The sequence below is a fragment of the Bradyrhizobium sp. CCBAU 11386 genome (assembly GCF_028128955.1).
Taxonomy (GTDB): Bacteria; Pseudomonadota; Alphaproteobacteria; order Rhizobiales; family Xanthobacteraceae; genus Bradyrhizobium.
Window position 1 is genome coordinate 1 of sequence record NZ_LBKA01000162.1, and the last position, 15,428, is coordinate 15,428.

The following is a 15,428-nucleotide window of genomic DNA, read 5'->3' on the forward strand; positions in this document are numbered from 1 at the left end:
GCAGCCGCCTTGACTGCCGAGCACAATGCCGCACACTTACAGCCGATCGGCCCCCTTGACAGACAAGACGGTAGATCTGCGCTTCGCTTGTCCGGGACGACGTTGGGGAAGGAGATTGCTCCAACAAACTCCGTCATTGCGAGCGGAGCGAAGCAATCCAGACTGTCACCGCAGACACATTCTGGATTGCTTCGTCGCTTCGCGCCTCGCAATGACGACGGTGGAGCAAGTGGCCGCGCTACTTCCCCCACCGCAGCGCCAGCGCATCGCGCTCCTTGGCCAGCTCCAGCAGGCCCGCGCGCGTCGCGGGATGCAGCGGCTGGAGCGGATGGCGCACGGTGTCCGATTTGATCACGCCGCCGGCCTGCATCATGACCTTGCAGGCGATCAGGCCGCATTGGCGGTTCTCGTAATTGATCAGCGGCAGCCAGCGCTCATAGGCGGCTTTCGCTTCCTCGCGCTTGCCGGCGAAATAGGGATCGATGATCTGGCGGATGCCGTCGGGATAGCCGCCGCCGGTCATGGCGCCGGTGGCGCCGGCGTCGAGATCGGCCAGCAGCGTGATCGCCTCCTCGCCGTCCCAGGGGCCTTCGATATCCTTGCCGCCCGCCTCGATCAGGCCGCGGAGCTTTGCAGCGGCGCCCGGCACCTCGATCTTGAAATAGCGGATGTTGGAGAAGTCGCGCGACAGCCGGGTGAGCAGCTCGACCGACAGCGGCGTGCCCGCCACCGGCGCGTCCTGGATCATGATGGGAATGTTGATCGCGCCCGAGAGCACCCTGAAGAATTCGACGATACCTTTCTCGGGAACCCGGAAGGTCGCGCCGTGATAGGGCGGCATGACCATCACCATGGCGGCACCGGCCGCTTCGGCCTGCTTGCTGCGCGCCGCACAGACGGCCGAGCTGAAATGGGTCGTGGTGACAATCACGGGAACCCGCCCGGCGACCTGCTCCAACACCGCGTGCATCACGGTTTCCCGTTCCGCATCGGTGAGCACGAACTGCTCGGAGAAATTGGCGAGGATGCAGATGCCGTGCGAGCCGGCGTCGATCATGAAATCGATGCAGCGGCGCTGGCCCTCGAGGTCGAGTTCGCCGCGCTCGTCGAAGATGGTGGGCGCGACCGGGAACACCCCGCGATAGGGGCGCTGGGCCTTGTGGTGTGGCGTGACCGGCATCGAACTCTCCATCCCTTATATTCTCGCTCATCTACCGCCGCGCTCGCGCGGCACGACAGATGTAGCCGGGGCGCGGATCGGCGGCAATGCCGATCCGCGTTCCCCTGGAACAGGGATGTGAAAGTTACGCGGTCTTCACCGCGCCGAGGAAACCTTCGACCGCGACGCGGAGACGGTCGGCGTCTGCCGACATCTTCTTCACGGAGTCCGACAGCACCGTGCCGGCGTTGCCGGTTTCCTGATTGAGCTTGGCAACACTGCCGATGGTGTCGGTGACCTCGCGGGTGCCTTGCGCCGCCTGCTGGAAGTTGCGCGAGATCTCGGTGGTGGCCGCCCGCTGCTGTTCGACGGCGGCCGCGATTGCCGTCATCTTCTCGTCGATGCCGCTGATGGCGCCGCCGATGGAGCGGATGGCGGTCACGGCCTGCCCCGTCGCGCCCTGGATCTCCTCGACCTGGCGGGAGATCTCTTCGGTGGCCGTCGCGGTCTGCGCGGCGAGACTCTTGACCTCGCCGGCGACCACGGCGAAGCCGCGGCCGGCCTCGCCCGCGCGCGCGGCCTCGATGGTGGCGTTCAGCGCCAGGAGGTTGGTCTGGCCGGCGATGGCGTTGATCATCTTGACGACCTCGCCGATACGGCTTGCAGTCTGGTCGAGGATCTCGACCGTGGCGTTGGTCCGCTCGGCCTGCGAGACGGCCTCGCGGGCCTCGCGCGCGCTCGACTGCACCTGCGCCGAAATCTCGCCGACGGACGCGGAGAGCTCCTCGGTCGCGGCCGCGATGGTCTCGAGATTGTTGGTGGCCTGCTCGGCGGAGGAGGCGACCGCCGCGGTCTGGCTGCTGGATTCCGAGACCAGCGTACGGACATCGGTCGCCGTCGCGTCGAGCTCCCTCGCCGACGCGGCAACGCTGTGGATGACGGCCTGCACGGTGTCGTCAAAGCTGCGGCAGGCGGCATCGACAGTGCCGGAGCGGGCAAGCTGGAGCGCCTGCTGCGATTCACGTTCCTGACCGAGACGCTCCGCGGTCGCGGCGCTCTCGCGCAGGCTTTCGAGCGCGGCCGCCATGGTGCCGAACTCGTCGGGATATCGGGATTGCGGAACCGGCGTCGCATAATCGCGCGCGCCGATGCGGGCGATGGCATCCAGAATGGCGCGCACCGGGCGCATGAGGCGATTGCGCACCACATAGACGCCGGCCATGGTCACGGCGAGCGCCACGAGGAAGGCGAGCGACTGCACCACGAGATTGGTCAGCGCCTTCTCCTGAACCGTCTCCGCGCGCGCGATCGACTGGTCCAGCGCCTTGTTCGCGACCGCGACGATGGACGCGAACGGCGACTGACACAGCACATTCCATTCCGAGGCGGGCATCGCGGGCTTGCCGCTGCCGTCAAAATTCCTGGTGAGCTCTCCGATCTGCTTGAGGACGCCGTCGGTCTTGGCGCGCGCATCCTTCGCGGCCGTGACCATCTCGGCGGCGACATCAGGTGCGGCGAGCAATTCGCCCATGCCGGCCCAGCCGGCGGCGATGGAGCCGTTCCAGCCCGCAATGGTCTGCTTCTGGGTCTCGTCGAGCGGCTTGCTGGCATTGACGTTCGGGCGCAAGGTCGAACACTGGATGCCGTAGCGATCGCGCACCTGCCAGGCGAAGCGGCGGACCTGGATCATGCGGGCGATGAAGGGATCGTTCATCCAGGCGCGATTCGACACCGCGGTCGACGCCAGATTGGCGGTGTCGATGACCTTGGTGACGGCATCGTACCAGGCATTGGTGCGCTCCACCTTGCGCTCGGCCCGCGGACGCTTGGCCTCGTCGTAGAACAACTCGAACTGCGGTGCGGCTTCGTTCCAGCGCTGCTTCAGCGTATTCGCGATCTCGTCGCGCCGGTCGAATTCGATCGTGGAGAGCGCCACGCCAATGGATTCATAGCCGGCCTGCTCGGCCTTCTCGGCAGCCCCTAACTTGGCGCGCGGCTCGTCCTCGCCGAGCAGCGCGCTCTGGGCATCGCCGCGGTTGTTGCGCAGCGACAGCACGCCGTGGAAGATCGTCTTGTCGGCGGCGGCAAGCCGCGCGGTTTCGAGACTGTCGCTGTAGCGGCCGAAGGCCCCGACCATCTGGATCGCCGTGCTCGCCAGTGCGCCGGCCGCGAGCAGGGCCATCAAGGTCAGGAGAAGCGAGCTCACCGATTTCTTAAAAATTGCCATGGGGTCAAGGGGCCTAGTCTACACGAATGGCCACCTTGCATCGCGACATGCCAATGTTTCGTTAAGGTTGTAGTCAAATACCTGCTTTCCCGCCTGCCGTGCCTCCCGGCGCCAGGGCTCCCTTACGCAACCTTGGTGAAATCCGGCGGGCGACGCTCGGCAAAGGCCGTGAACGCCTCTCGCGCCTCGGCGGTGCGCAGGCGCTGCGCGAACTGTTCGCCCTCCGCGTTCATCTGCGCGACCAGCGCCTCGCCATTGCGCATCAGCTTCTTGGTCGCGGTGAGGGCGCCGGCCGGCTGGCGGGCCAGACGCTGAGCCAGCGCAAGCGCCTCGGCATCCAGCTTGTCGAGCGGCACAACGCGGTTGGCGAGCCCCCATTCCAGCGCGGCCTTCGCCGGCACCGTCTCGCCGAGTGCGAACATTTCGTAGGCGCGCGCATAGCCGATGCGCGCCGGCATCAGCAGGCTGGAGGCGGCCTCCGGCACCAGCGCGAGGCTGACGAAGGGCGTGGACAATTGCGCGTTGTCGGCGAGCACGACGAGGTCGCAGTGCAGCAGCATCGTGGTGCCGACGCCGACGGCGCGGCCCTGCACGGCCGCAACCAGCGGCCGCGTGCAGCGCGCCAGCGACTGGATGAAGCGTATGACGTTACGGCTTCCTTCCGACTTTCCGCTCGCGACGGCTGCGAACTCGCCGACATCGTTGCCGGCAGTGAACATGTCGCCCTCGCCGCGGATCAGGATCACGCGGGCGGACGGATCGAACTCGGCGGATTCGATGGCATCGGCGAGCTTGCCGTACATCGCGTCTGTCAGCGCGTTCTTCTTGTCGGGGCGCGCCAGCGTGAGCGTCAGAATTCCACCGTTGTTCTCGATCCGGACATGCTCGGTCATCGGGCTCTCCTCTTATTCCTCTGGATCTCTTGCAGGGTCTCTTGGAAACTTGTCCTGAATGCTCGTCAGCCAGCGCGCGACGATGTCGATCTCCGCGCTGGTGAATCCCTCCGTCAGCGCCGCGTTGATCTCCGCGGCCGAGGTTTTCGCCTGGGCCAGCGCGGCACGTCCCTTCGGCGTCAGCCACACGCGCCAGGCGCGTCCGTCCTCGCGATCGGCTCGCCGCTCGATCAGCCTTGCGGCTGCGGTGCGGTCGACGAGCCCGGAAATGCCGGCCGGCCCCATATCGAGCGCCGCGCCTGCCTCTCCCATCAGGACGCCGTCCTGCTTGCCGAGGATGAACAACAGCCCCGCCTGCGCCGGCGTCACCTCGTTCTCGGGCTGCGCGGCCATCCAGCGCTGCAGCCGACGTTGTGCGACGTTGAGCAGGTAGATCAGCCGGTGATGCCTCGCTGCGGCGTCATTATTTCGCATGCGAAATAGATAGCCGAGACCGACCGGATTGTCAAAGGGCGGCTGCCGGGCCTAGGCAGCGCGACAGCCGTCCAGAAACAGCGCCGCGCAGGTCTTGACGCGGCGCTCGATGTCCTTGCGTGACGGCAACGCCACCCCGCCATAGATCGCCGCACGCTGCGGCGCCGATGCGACCATGCCGATCAGCATGCCGGCGGCCTCGTCGACGTCATCGAGTGCGATGCGCTTCTTCTTCACCTGGGCGCGCAGCCAGCCCGCGAGCGCCGTGACGGTGCGGGAGATGCCGTTCTTGTAGAAATTCGCGGCGAGTTCCGGGAATGCGGCTGACTCCTGCAGCACCATGCGCTGCAACGCCACGACCTCCGGATCGAGCGCAAGATCCGCACAGGCCAGCAGCGCGGCACGCAGGCCCTTTTCGATGTCGACCTCGTCGCTGGTCTGGAGATCGACCGCGGAAAGCAGCCGCTCGAGCCTGTCGGCGCACATCGCCTCGAACAGCGCGGCCTTACCGGGGAACAGACGATAGAGCGTCTTGGTCGAGATGCCGGCGCGGCGCGCCAGTTCCTCGGTGCTGGTCGCCGCATAGCCGTCACCGGCAAAGGCCTGCCGCGCAACGTCGAGGACGATCTGCTTCGTCTCCTCGTCGCTGCGCAGTTGCGGCCGTCCACGCGGGCGGCACTCCCCGGACGATCTTGCGTCTGACGATTTTACTCGAGCCATGTCTTTACATGATGCCTGTCATTCCATTGACAATTCCGAAGCTAGTCTCATTTTGGAAATTATCAAGTTTCCTAATTCAGGGGACCCGGCCATGACCGTCCACACCACCCCGACTGCCGCCGCCCAGACCGCCCTTCCGGCAACCGCGCTGGAGGGCGTCCTGCCCGCCACGCCGACCCGCGTCGGCCGCCAAAAACTCAATCTTCGCAAAATGTTGCTGATGGGCGCCGCGATCGTCGCGCTGGCTGGCGCGAGCTGGTACGGCTACGACTACTGGACCGTCGGCCGGTACCTCGTCTCCACCGATGACGCCTATGTGAAGGCGGAGAACACCACGATCGCGCCGAAGGTCAGCGGCTATCTCAACCAGGTTCTGGTCGCCGATAACGAGCATGTGAAGGCCGGCCAGGTGCTGGCCCGGATCGACGACCGCGACTTCCGCGTCGCGCTCGACCAGGCCAGGGCCGATGTCGCCGCCGCAAGTGCCACGGTGGCAAGCAAGGAGGCGCAGCTCGAGGTCCAGCAGGCTGTGATCGCGGCGGCCAAGGCGACCATCGATGTCGATACGGCCGCGAAGACGTTCGCAAGCCAGGAGAACACGCGCTACACCAACCTTGCCGCAACCGGTTATGGCAGCGTGCAGAATGCGCAGCAGGCGCAGGCGCGCGACGCCGGCGCGGACGCCGCGATCGCGCGCGACAACGCCAACCTCATCTCCGCACAGAAGCAGGTCGATCTGCTCAAGGCCGAGATCGTTCAGGTCAAGGCCGCCGCCGCGCGCGCCGCGGCGATCCGGCAGCAGGCCGAGCTCAACCTCGGCTACACCACGATCGTCTCGCCGATCGACGGCGTCGTCGGCAACCGCTCCTTGCGCGTCGGCCAGTTCGTGCAGGCCGGCACGCAGCTGATGTCGATCGTGCCGACTGATGGCGCCTATGTCGTCGCCAATTTCAAGGAGACGCAGCTCACCCACGTGCAGGCGGGACAGGCCGTCGACATCGAGGTCGACATGTTCCCGGGCCAAATCGTGCACGGCCGCGTCGATTCCATCGCACCGGCCAGCGGCCAGGAATTCGCGCTGCTGCCGCCCGACAACGCCACCGGCAATTTCACCAAGGTGGTGCAGCGCATCCCCGTCAAGATCGCGCTCGATGCCGCGCATGGCCCCGCGATTGCGCTGCGGCCCGGCATGTCCGTGATCCCGACCATTGCAACACGTTCGACCGCGCCGGCCGCGAATGCGGTCGTGGCGCCCAAAGCGAAGCTCGTCTCCGGAGGGTCGTGCCATGTCAAACAGCCTTTCAATTTCGACGCAAGCAACACCGGCCGCGACGCCTGAACGCATAATCGCCGATCCGAACCGCGCCAGCGCCGCGACCTGGATTGCCGTGCTCGCCGCCATGATCGGCTCGTTCATGGCGATCCTGAACATCCAGATCACCAACGCCTCGCTGCTCAACATCGAGGGCGGCATCGGCACCGGCGCGGACAACGGCTCCTGGATCTCGACGTCGTATCTGATCGGCGAGATCATCGTGATCCCGCTGACCGACTATTTGAGCCGCGTGTTCTCGTTCCGCCGCTACATGCTGGCGAGCGCGGCGCTGTTCGCCGCGTTCTCGGTCGCCTGCGCCTTCACCCATGACCTGCCGTCGATGATTGCGATGCGCGGCCTGCAGGGCTTTGCCGGCGGCGTGCTGATCCCGATGGCGTTCACGCTGGTGCTGACCAAGCTGCCGAAGCCGCAGCAGCCGGTCGGGCTCGCGATCTTTGCGCTGTCGGTCACCTTTGCCCCGGCGATCGGTCCGACCATCGGCGGCTATCTCACGGAGACCTATGGCTGGCGCACGATCTTTTTCGTCAACGTGATCCCGACCGCCGTGATGGTGGCCGCGCTCTATCTGACGCTGGAGCGACAGAAGATGCAGCTGGGCCTCCTGAAGGAGGGTGACTGGGCCGGTATCGTCACCATGGCGATCGGACTGTCGGCGCTGCAGGCGGTGCTGGAGGAAGGCAACAAGGACGACTGGTTCTCCTCGCCCTTCATCGTCAAGCTCGCGGTGATCGCGGCCGTCAGCCTGACGCTGTTCGTCGCGATCGAGCTCACAATCGAGAAACCGCTGATCCGGCTGCGCCTCCTCACGCAGCGCAATTTCGGCTTCGGCACGGTCGCGATGACCATGGTCGGCTTCGCGCTGTTCGGCTCGGTCTACATCCTGCCGGCCTATCTCGGCCAGGCGCAGGGCTACAATGCCGAGCAGATCGGCAATGTGCTGGCCTGGACCGGCCTGCCGCAGCTCGTGCTGATCCCGCTGATCCCGAAGCTGATGCAGCGCTTCGACTCGCGCTACATCGCGATCACCGGCCTTCTGATCTTCGCCTATAGCTGCTTCATGAACACGGCGATGTCACCGGACTATGCCGGCGACCAGCTCTGGATTCCGAACATCGTGCGCGCCGTGGGACAGGCCATGGTGCTGACGCCGCTGACCTCGGTGCTGTCAGGCGGCATCGCGCCGCAGGATGCGGCTGCGGCCTCCGGCATCAGCAACATGTTCCGCAACCTCGGCGGCGCGATCGGCACGGCGACGCTTGCCACCATCATCACCAAGCGCGAGCAGTTCCACTCCAACATCATCGGCCAGTCGGTCACGCTCGGCCGCGAGGAGGTCCGCACCCGCATCGCGCAGATGACGGACTACTTCATCGCGCACGGCGTGCCCGACCCCCATGCCGCGCGCGAGCAGGCCATCATCGCGCTCGGCAAGACGGTGAAGCGCCAGGCGTTGGTGATGGGCTATTCCGACACCTTTGCGGTGATCGGCGTCGTGCTGGTGCTCGCCGCGATCGCGGTGCTGCTGACGCGAAGGGTGAAGGCGGCGGGTGGGCCGGCGCATTAGGCCGTTCCGTTGACGTCCTCAGTGCTCTGCCGTCAGATGCTGCGCGATCTCGTCGATCGGATGCCTGGTGAGATCCTTGTGAACCTCGGCGATGATGCGCGCCTTGACGTCGGCATGAAAGGCTTCGCGCAGATCGGCCAGCGTTCGCGGGGGTGCTACGACGACAAGCGCCTTCACGTCGCGCGCGCGAACGAGCTGTTCCATTGCGCCTGCCACGCGCCGCGCGAAGCGATGCTGCTCGAGATTGTGCCAGTCGACGGTCTCGACCGCGTTCCTCTGTCCCATTGGGCTATTCAAGCGGCCCGGACGATCGGTGCCCTGCTCACGCGTGGGCGGATTCTCGACCTCGTGCACTTGCTCCATCTTCAGGCTTGGATGCAATGGATTGCCGTCGTTGCGCAGGAACAGGGCCTTGCGGCCGTCGCCAACAAAAACGAGCGCGTTGTGAGGGATGTTCAGCAGCCTCATATCGATGCTCCGGGGTTGCCAGCCGAACATTCAAACTCTTGTGTGCCGGCGAGGTTAACTCAAATCAATGCGAGTCAGTCGCCGAAAAACGGTCCGCAATACTTACCGATGTCTGCATACCCGAGCACGCATCCTCGCCACTGCGGCCGCGCTTCCGAATTTGAGACAAATCAAGGACAGGCTGTGGGCACCGATGGAGGTTTGGCGCATTGAACGAGCTCTAATCTCTGAAGGAGAGAGATCATGGCAAACGAAACCAGGCTCCCCGTCACCAAGAAAACCAACGAACCCGCATTTGGCGGCGAAACGTGGCGACCGTTCGAGGCGCTCCGCAAGGAAGTCGATCGGCTGTTCGAGGATTTCGGCCCTGACGATTTCTGGCGCCGCCCATTCCGTTCACTCGCCGGCTTCGAGCGCAATTTGGCACAGAAGCTCGTGAGCACACCGGCCGTCGATATCACCGAAAGCGACAAGGCCTATGAGATCACGGCCGAATTGCCCGGAATGGACGAGAAGGACATCGAGGTGAACGTCGCCAATGACGGGCTCACCATCAAGGGCGAGAAGAAATTCGAGAGGGAGGAGAAGCAGAAGGACTATTACGTCTCCGAGCGACGCTATGGTTCCTTTGAACGCCACTTCGGCCTCCCCAAGGATGTCGAAGCCGACAAGATCGAAGCGTCGTTCAGAAACGGCGTGCTCAAGGTGACGCTGCCGAAGACGGCGGAAGCGCAGAAGCCCGCCAAGAAGATCGAGGTCAAGGCGACCTGACCCCAGGCATCGACGCGAGGCCGCCTAGGCGCAGAGGCCTCGCGGTATTTGCGCTGATCTCACTGCGCGCAGCTAAAGCTCGACGCCTCCGTCACCGCACCCGCCTTGTAACGCGGCCAGGCCGGCCAGCGACATAGCGGCATCGCGCGCAACACCGCAAACGACGGCGCCTCGACCTTCTGCTCGGTAACCTCCAGGTCGCCGGGCGCCTTGCCCTTCTCGACCCAGTCGACCAGCGCGCTCAGCATGTCGACATTGGCGGGCGCGCCGGAACCGACATGATCGACGCCGGGCGCGGTGTAGAGCCGCGCAAACTCCGCGGTCTCGGCCTTGCCGAGCTTGCGCTCGACGCTTTCGAAATAGCGGATGCCGGCATAGGGGCTCTGCGCGTAGTCGGCCATGTGCTCGAGCATGATCAGCCGGCCGCCGCGGGCGCGGAAGCGACTGAGATCAGGGTCGGTCGAATCCATCAGGTTGGAGACCTCGATCAGCCGCGCCTTGTGCTCCTCTGGCTTGTAAGTGGTGACGTCGAGCTTGGGATCTCGCGCGAACACATATTTGATGCCGCCGGCGCCGTAGACCCAGGCGATGCCGTTGTTGGGCGCAGGCGGCTGCGCCGGCGGCGCGGTGCCGAGCCACCAAGCGATCCAGCCGCCGGTCGGGCCGATCGCCGGCGTGTCCTCACCCGACACGCCCCAGCCCGGATAATCATCCAGGCCGTTGGCGAGCGCGAACGGGAATTTGTAGGTTGCATGCAGCGTGTCGATCGCCTTGATCTGCGCATCGGTCAAACACTGATCTCCGCTCTGGCCGCTGGCGCAGCGCAGCGTCTCGACCTTGAATGCCGCCTTGCAAGATACGGGATCCTGCACCAGCGCATCGTCGGAGCCGTCGGCCTTGTCGCAAGCCGCCCGCACGGCATCGCCGACCAGCTTCACTTGCGCCGGGTTGATCCAGCCGTCACCCATGGTGACGAGGCCCGAACGCGTGCCGGCATGCTGCAGGCCGACCCAGTTGATGACGGGCACGCGCGCGAAAATGCCGTCGAAATCGTCGGGGTAACGCTGCGCCATGGTGAGGCCTTCGCGGCCGCCCTCGGACGAACCCATGAAGTACATCTTCTCCGGCTTCTTGCCGTAGGCGCGCTGCATCAGCGCGACGGCAACGTCGCGAACCTTCTTGTAGGCGCGATGGGCAAAGTTCTCGAAAGCTTCGTCGTTGAGCGCGAACACCTGCGGCGGCTCGCCCGGCTTGGACTCGTGGCCGGAATCGGTGCCGTAGGTGACGAAGCCGCGCGCGAGCGGCGACGGCTTGTCGAACGGATAGGCCGGCGGCAGCGAAAGGCCGGTGATCAGCACGCCGTTGAAGCCGCCGCCACCATATTGCACCGACCGCCCGTTCCATTCGACGGGAAGGTTGACCTGGAATTTGATCGGCGGCGCCTTGGGATCGACAGGATCGATGTGGCCGAGCACCTTGCAGAAGCCGGGGTTGGCGGGCGTGATGCGCCCCGATGGTGTCGGGCCGCGCTCGGCAATGGCGAGTTGCGACGGCGCCTGCAACGTCGCGGAATCGATCTTCACGGCATCAGCGCCGCCGACGAGACCCTTGCAGACCGTGTCGGCATCCTCCGCCAGCGTCACCGCCGACGCGCTGCTCGCGCCCATTGCGGCCGCCGTGCCCACGAGCCATGCACAGAGCTTCGCTCTCTTTCGCGTCATCGTTTCCACCCGGCTTTTTCTGTTCTCGCTCAACCTGACAGTTGGCCGCATTGAATGCAACCTTCGTCCGCCCGTCAATCGTTCACACCGAAGTTCAGCTCAGAACGATCCCAGCACACTGCCCAGGGCGATCACGGCCACCAGCGCCAGGAGCGAGGTCACGATGCCCACCATGACGATGTCGAAATAGCTGTCGCGATGCGTCAGGCCACAGATCGCGAGCAGGCTGACCACCGCGCCGTTGTGCGGCAGGATGTCAAGCGTCCCCGAGCCGATCACCGCGACTCGATGCATCAGCGAGAGGTCGATTCCGGTGCGTGCGGCGAGCTCGACATAGGTGGGGCCGAGCGCATCGAGCGCGATGGTCAGGCCGCCGGAGGCCGAACCGGTCAGCGCCGCCAGGACGTTGGTCGCGACCGCAAGCGAGACCAGCGGTCCGCCCTCGATCGCCAGCACCCAGTCGCGCACGATCGTGAACGCCGGCAGCGAGGCGACGACTGCACCGAATCCGACGAGGCTGGCGACGCTGAACGCAGGCAGGACCGACGCATTGGCCCCGGCGTCCATGGTCCGGCGAAGCGCCGGCAGGCGGGCCCGGTTCAGCGCGATGGTCGTGACGATGGCCGCCGCCAGCGCCACCGCGACCGACCACACGCCCGCGACGGCCGCGAGCGACGTTTCGCCAAAGCGCTGCTCGGCGAGATAGCTGACATCGAGCCGCGGCAGCACCACGAGCGACATCACCAGATTCACGATGACGACGACGACCAGCGGCGCGATGGCGTTCAGCACGGGCGAAGGCCGGTCGCTGCGATGACCGTGTTGTAGTTCAGCCGGATCGAACTCGCGCGCGGTCGTTGCGCGCTCGCGCACGAGTTCGTCGGCGGCGGCCTGCTCGATCAAGCCGTCGGCATCGTCGCCATAGCCTTCTCCCGCGCGGCGGGCTGCCGCCTCGGCGCGAAGCAGCCACCACAATCCCGCGCCGAGCATGATGAGGGAGGCGATGATGCCGAGGCCCGGTGCGGCGAACGGCGTCGTCCCGAAGAACGGCATCGGGATCGCATTCTGGATCGACGGCGTGCCTGGCAGGGCCGACATCGTGAAGGTCGACGTTCCCAGCACGATCGCGGCCGGGATCAAACGACGCGGAATCGAAGCCGCGCGAAACAGCGAACGGGCCATGGGAACGATGACGAAGAACGCGACGAACAGGCTGACGCCACCATAGGTGACCAGCGCGCCGGCGAGAACGACCGCCAGGATCACGCGCCGCTCGCCAAGGCGCTCCGCCATGAAGCCGGCGACCGACGTCACCGCGCCGCTGTCATCCATCAACTTGCCGAAGACGGCGCCAAGCAGAAAGATCGGGAAGAACTGCGCCAGAAATCCCGCCGCGTTCACCATGAACACCTGGGTCAGGTTCGCAAGCAACGGTTCGCCGCCGAACAGGGCAGCAACGAGTGCCGCGAACGGCGCGAGCAGAAGCACGCTCCAACCGCGAAAGGCAAACAGGACAAGCAGGCCGAGCCCGACGAGGAGGCCGAGAAGACCCATGTCTCAGCACTCCGTCAGGAGGACATCGAGATCAGCGGTCGATTGCCGGCCGATGTCGGCACCATGCTCGGCGAGAAACGCGTCCGCGGCCATGCGCCCTTCGGTGCGCAGCATCGAGACGAATTCCCATTCCGCGTTGAGTTTCGAGGACGCGCCGAACTTCGCCAGCATGTCGCTCTTGATCCGGTGCGTCCGCATCTTCGCCCAGCGCGCGCCCTCGCCGCTGCCGGGGTCGGCCGCCTGGCGCAGCAGCGCGATCATGCGCAGTTCCTTCATCAGCGGCGAGTTGAACGAGATTTCGTTCAGCCTGTTGAGGATTTCAGCCGCTGTCCGCGGTTCCTCCGGCCGCTCGGTCGGATTGATCTGGACGAGGATGGTGTCGTGCGCGTCGCTCTCGCGAACCAGCGGCGTGATTGTCGGGTTGCCGGCGAAGCCGCCGTCCCAATAGGGCTCGCCGTCGATCTCGATGGCACGGAACATGGTCGGCAGGCAGGCGGATGCGAGCAGCACATCCGCCGTGATCTCCGCGTTGCGGAAGATACGGCCGCGTCCGGTGCGGACCCGCGTCGCGGTGATGAACAGCTGGATCGGCGAACGCATGAGGCGCTCGAAATCGATGCTCTCGGCCAGCACTGCGCGCAGCGGATTGTAGCCGGTTGGATTGAGGTCGTAGGGCGACAACACGCGCGACATCAGATCGGTGAGGATGTAGAAGGGCGACGTATCGAGGGTCCAGCGCCCCATCAGCCGGTCGAGCGGCGAGCGTTGGAGCGGACTGAAGGCCGCGGCCCTGGAGACGCGGCGCCAGTATTGTTCGAGCGCATCACGTGCGCCCTCGGCGCCGCCGGCCGTCCAGCCATCCGCCAGCACCGCCGCATTCATCGCGCCTGCGGAGGTTCCGGAGATCGCGGCGATCGTGAGCCATCCCTCTTCCAGAAGGCGGTCGAGCACGCCCCAGGAGAAGGCGCCGTGCGAACCGCCCCCCTGAAGCGCGAGGTCAATCAGTACGGCGTCCCGTTCCATGGCGGCACCGACGCAACTGAAGCTCAAATTCGACGCAATTTGTACCGCGCCGAAGATGGCAGCAGTTTAGAGAGCGGTGGCCATAGAATGCAACCAGAACGTGGGCGATCTAGTGCTCGAATACCAGCCTTGCGCCGACCGTGCCGTCGAGGGCGCGGATCTGCTGGAGCAGCGTGGCCGAATCCCGACCGGCGAGATCGGCGTCGAGCACGACGTAGCCGAGGTCGCCGGCGGTCTCCAGATATTGCGCGGCGATGTTGATGTCGCGCTGGAGGAAGACCTCGTTCAGCCGCCGCAGCATGCCTGGCACGTTGCGATGGACATGGCTGAAACGCGCGCCGGAGGGACGCAAGTGCAACTGCACCTCCGGGAAGTTCACCGCGCCCATGGTCGAGCCGGTGATGAAATAGTCGACCAGCTTGCGCGCGACCTCGCCGCCGATGCGCTCCTGCGCCTCCTCGGTCGAGCCGCCGATATGCGGGGTAAGGATGACGTTGCCGAGGCCCTGCACCGGGCTCTTGAAACGATCGGAGTTCGAGGACGGCTCGACCGGAAACACGTCGATGGCGGCCCCGGCGATGTGACCGTCGCGTAAAGCGCGAGCCAGCGCATCGAGATCGACCACGGTGCCGCGGCTGTTGTTGATCAGGAACGAGCCCGGCTTCATCGCCCGCAGTTGCTTCTCGCCGATCATGCCGGCGGTCTCCGGCGTCTCCGGCACGTGCAGGCTGACGACGTCGCTCTGCGCCAGCAGCTCTTCGAGCTTTTCGACCGGCTCGGTGTTGCCGTGACGGAGCTTGTCGGTGCGGTCGTAATAGATCACGCGCATGCCCATGGCCTCGGCCAAGGTCGAGAGCTGCGAGCCGATATTGCCGTAGCCGATGATGCCGAGGGTGCGGCCGCGCACCTCGCGGCTGCCGGTCGCGGACTTGTCCCAGCCGCCGTCATGGGCCGAGACCGAGCGTGGAAAAATCTGCCGCAGCAGCATCACGATCTCGCCGATCACGAGCTCGGCGACGCTGCGCGTGTTGGAGAACGGCGCGTTGAAGACGGGAATACCGCGCTTGCGCGCCGCCAGCAGATCGACCTGGTTGGTGCCGACGCTGAAGCAGCCGACCGCAAGGAGCTGATCGGCGGCCGCCAGCACGTCGTCGGTAATCTGGGTGCGCGAGCGGATGCCGAGCAACGACACGCCCTTGAGCGCCTGGCGCAGCGCCTCGCCGTCCAGCGCCTTGGTCAAACGCTCGACATTGGTGAAGCCCGCGCTCCTGAACAGGTCCACGGCACTGTCATTGACGCCTTCGAGCAGCAGCGCCTTCGCGCTCCGCTCAGGGCTTTGGCCTGGGGCTGGCATAGAATCTCCATGAATGGCGGCTTTGCCGCAGCTCATAAACCGCGGACGAGGCGCAGCACAATAGGGTTTGGATACGGGAACAAGATGGCGGGGGGGCGAGAGGGCCCTGACTGCCCCTTCAATGTCGTCCTGGCGAAAGCCAGGACCCATTACCCCAGGGAGCA

General features: G+C 65.7%; 13 protein-coding genes. 3 read left to right on the plus strand and 10 right to left on the minus strand.

Going from position 1 to position 15,428, the window contains the following annotated elements:
- Window positions 1-238 precede the first annotated feature (238 nt).
- The 5 genes from XI09_RS10465 to XI09_RS10485 all read right to left on the minus strand — a co-directional run bounded on the left by XI09_RS10465 (window position 239) and on the right by XI09_RS10485 (window position 5,473).
- Window positions 239-1,180, minus strand: coding sequence for a dihydrodipicolinate synthase family protein (locus XI09_RS10465; protein WP_271566755.1), 942 nt, complete (start codon window positions 1,178-1,180; stop codon window positions 239-241).
- A gap of 124 nt (window positions 1,181-1,304) precedes the next feature.
- Complete coding sequence (locus XI09_RS10470; RefSeq protein WP_271566756.1) at window positions 1,305-3,386, minus strand: methyl-accepting chemotaxis protein; 2,082 nt, start codon at window positions 3,384-3,386, stop codon at window positions 1,305-1,307.
- A 122-nt stretch (window positions 3,387-3,508) separates the two neighbouring features.
- Window positions 3,509-4,279, minus strand: coding sequence for an enoyl-CoA hydratase (locus tag XI09_RS10475; protein WP_271566757.1), 771 nt, complete (start codon window positions 4,277-4,279; stop codon window positions 3,509-3,511).
- A 12-nt stretch (window positions 4,280-4,291) separates the two neighbouring features.
- Complete coding sequence (locus XI09_RS10480) at window positions 4,292-4,753, minus strand: MarR family winged helix-turn-helix transcriptional regulator (protein ID WP_271566758.1); 462 nt, start codon at window positions 4,751-4,753, stop codon at window positions 4,292-4,294.
- Window positions 4,754-4,804: 51 nt separating this feature from the next.
- Window positions 4,805-5,473 carry a TetR/AcrR family transcriptional regulator gene (locus tag XI09_RS10485; RefSeq protein ID WP_271566759.1) on the minus strand — a complete coding sequence of 223 codons (669 nt, stop codon included), beginning with the start codon at window positions 5,471-5,473 and terminating at the stop codon, window positions 4,805-4,807.
- Between the two features lie 91 nt (window positions 5,474-5,564).
- Here XI09_RS10485 and XI09_RS10490 point away from each other — a divergent pair, with 91 nt between their 5' ends.
- A complete protein-coding gene (locus tag XI09_RS10490; RefSeq protein ID WP_271566760.1) occupies window positions 5,565-6,812 on the plus strand; it encodes an HlyD family secretion protein in 1,248 nt (415 codons plus the stop codon).
- Window positions 6,760-8,373 carry a DHA2 family efflux MFS transporter permease subunit gene (locus XI09_RS10495; protein ID WP_271566761.1) on the plus strand — a complete coding sequence of 538 codons (1,614 nt, stop codon included), beginning with the start codon at window positions 6,760-6,762 and terminating at the stop codon, window positions 8,371-8,373. The genes XI09_RS10490 and XI09_RS10495 overlap by 53 nt, the downstream gene beginning before the upstream one ends.
- Window positions 8,374-8,391: 18 nt before the next feature.
- Here XI09_RS10495 and XI09_RS10500 read toward each other — a convergent pair whose 3' ends face one another.
- Complete coding sequence (locus XI09_RS10500) at window positions 8,392-8,841, minus strand: host attachment family protein (RefSeq protein ID WP_271566762.1); 450 nt, start codon at window positions 8,839-8,841, stop codon at window positions 8,392-8,394.
- Between the two features lie 243 nt (window positions 8,842-9,084).
- Here XI09_RS10500 and XI09_RS10505 point away from each other — a divergent pair, with 243 nt between their 5' ends.
- Window positions 9,085-9,612, plus strand: a complete 528-nt coding sequence (locus tag XI09_RS10505) for an Hsp20/alpha crystallin family protein (protein WP_271566763.1) — start codon at window positions 9,085-9,087, stop codon at window positions 9,610-9,612.
- Between the two features lie 59 nt (window positions 9,613-9,671).
- On the opposite strand, the gene XI09_RS10510 is transcribed toward XI09_RS10505, so the two are convergent.
- From XI09_RS10510 to serA, 4 genes are all read right to left on the minus strand, one after another.
- Window positions 9,672-11,333, minus strand: a complete 1,662-nt coding sequence (locus XI09_RS10510) for a tannase/feruloyl esterase family alpha/beta hydrolase (protein WP_271566764.1) — start codon at window positions 11,331-11,333, stop codon at window positions 9,672-9,674.
- Window positions 11,334-11,432: 99 nt separating this feature from the next.
- Entirely contained in the window at window positions 11,433-12,887 is a 1,455-nt protein-coding gene (locus XI09_RS10515; RefSeq protein ID WP_271566765.1) for a GntP family permease, read from the minus strand.
- A 3-nt stretch (window positions 12,888-12,890) separates the two neighbouring features.
- On the minus strand, window positions 12,891-13,910 hold the full coding sequence (locus tag XI09_RS10520) for a patatin-like phospholipase family protein (RefSeq protein ID WP_271566766.1): 1,020 nt from the start codon (window positions 13,908-13,910) through the stop codon (window positions 12,891-12,893).
- Between the two features lie 109 nt (window positions 13,911-14,019).
- A complete protein-coding gene (serA, locus tag XI09_RS10525; protein WP_271566767.1) occupies window positions 14,020-15,264 on the minus strand; it encodes a phosphoglycerate dehydrogenase in 1,245 nt (414 codons plus the stop codon).
- Between the last annotated feature and the right edge of the window lie 164 nt (window positions 15,265-15,428).

Excerpts from the sequence above, each read along its gene's own strand:
- XI09_RS10465 (WP_271566755.1), bottom strand. The coding sequence starts at position 1,180 with ATGCCGGTCACGCCACACCACAAGGCCCAGCGCCCCTATCGCGGGGTG.
- XI09_RS10470 (WP_271566756.1), bottom strand. The coding sequence starts at position 3,386 with ATGGCAATTTTTAAGAAATCGGTGAGCTCGCTTCTCCTGACCTTGATG.
- XI09_RS10475 (WP_271566757.1), bottom strand. The coding sequence starts at position 4,279 with ATGACCGAGCATGTCCGGATCGAGAACAACGGTGGAATTCTGACGCTC.
- XI09_RS10480 (WP_271566758.1), bottom strand. The coding sequence starts at position 4,753 with ATGCGAAATAATGACGCCGCAGCGAGGCATCACCGGCTGATCTACCTG.
- XI09_RS10485 (WP_271566759.1), bottom strand. The coding sequence starts at position 5,473 with ATGGCTCGAGTAAAATCGTCAGACGCAAGATCGTCCGGGGAGTGCCGC.
- XI09_RS10490 (WP_271566760.1), top strand. The coding sequence starts at position 5,565 with ATGACCGTCCACACCACCCCGACTGCCGCCGCCCAGACCGCCCTTCCG.
- XI09_RS10495 (WP_271566761.1), top strand. The coding sequence starts at position 6,760 with ATGTCAAACAGCCTTTCAATTTCGACGCAAGCAACACCGGCCGCGACG.
- XI09_RS10500 (WP_271566762.1), bottom strand. The coding sequence starts at position 8,841 with ATGAGGCTGCTGAACATCCCTCACAACGCGCTCGTTTTTGTTGGCGAC.
- XI09_RS10505 (WP_271566763.1), top strand. The coding sequence starts at position 9,085 with ATGGCAAACGAAACCAGGCTCCCCGTCACCAAGAAAACCAACGAACCC.
- XI09_RS10510 (WP_271566764.1), bottom strand. The coding sequence starts at position 11,333 with ATGACGCGAAAGAGAGCGAAGCTCTGTGCATGGCTCGTGGGCACGGCG.
- XI09_RS10515 (WP_271566765.1), bottom strand. The coding sequence starts at position 12,887 with ATGGGTCTTCTCGGCCTCCTCGTCGGGCTCGGCCTGCTTGTCCTGTTT.
- XI09_RS10520 (WP_271566766.1), bottom strand. The coding sequence starts at position 13,910 with ATGGAACGGGACGCCGTACTGATTGACCTCGCGCTTCAGGGGGGCGGT.
- serA (WP_271566767.1), bottom strand. The coding sequence starts at position 15,264 with ATGCCAGCCCCAGGCCAAAGCCCTGAGCGGAGCGCGAAGGCGCTGCTG.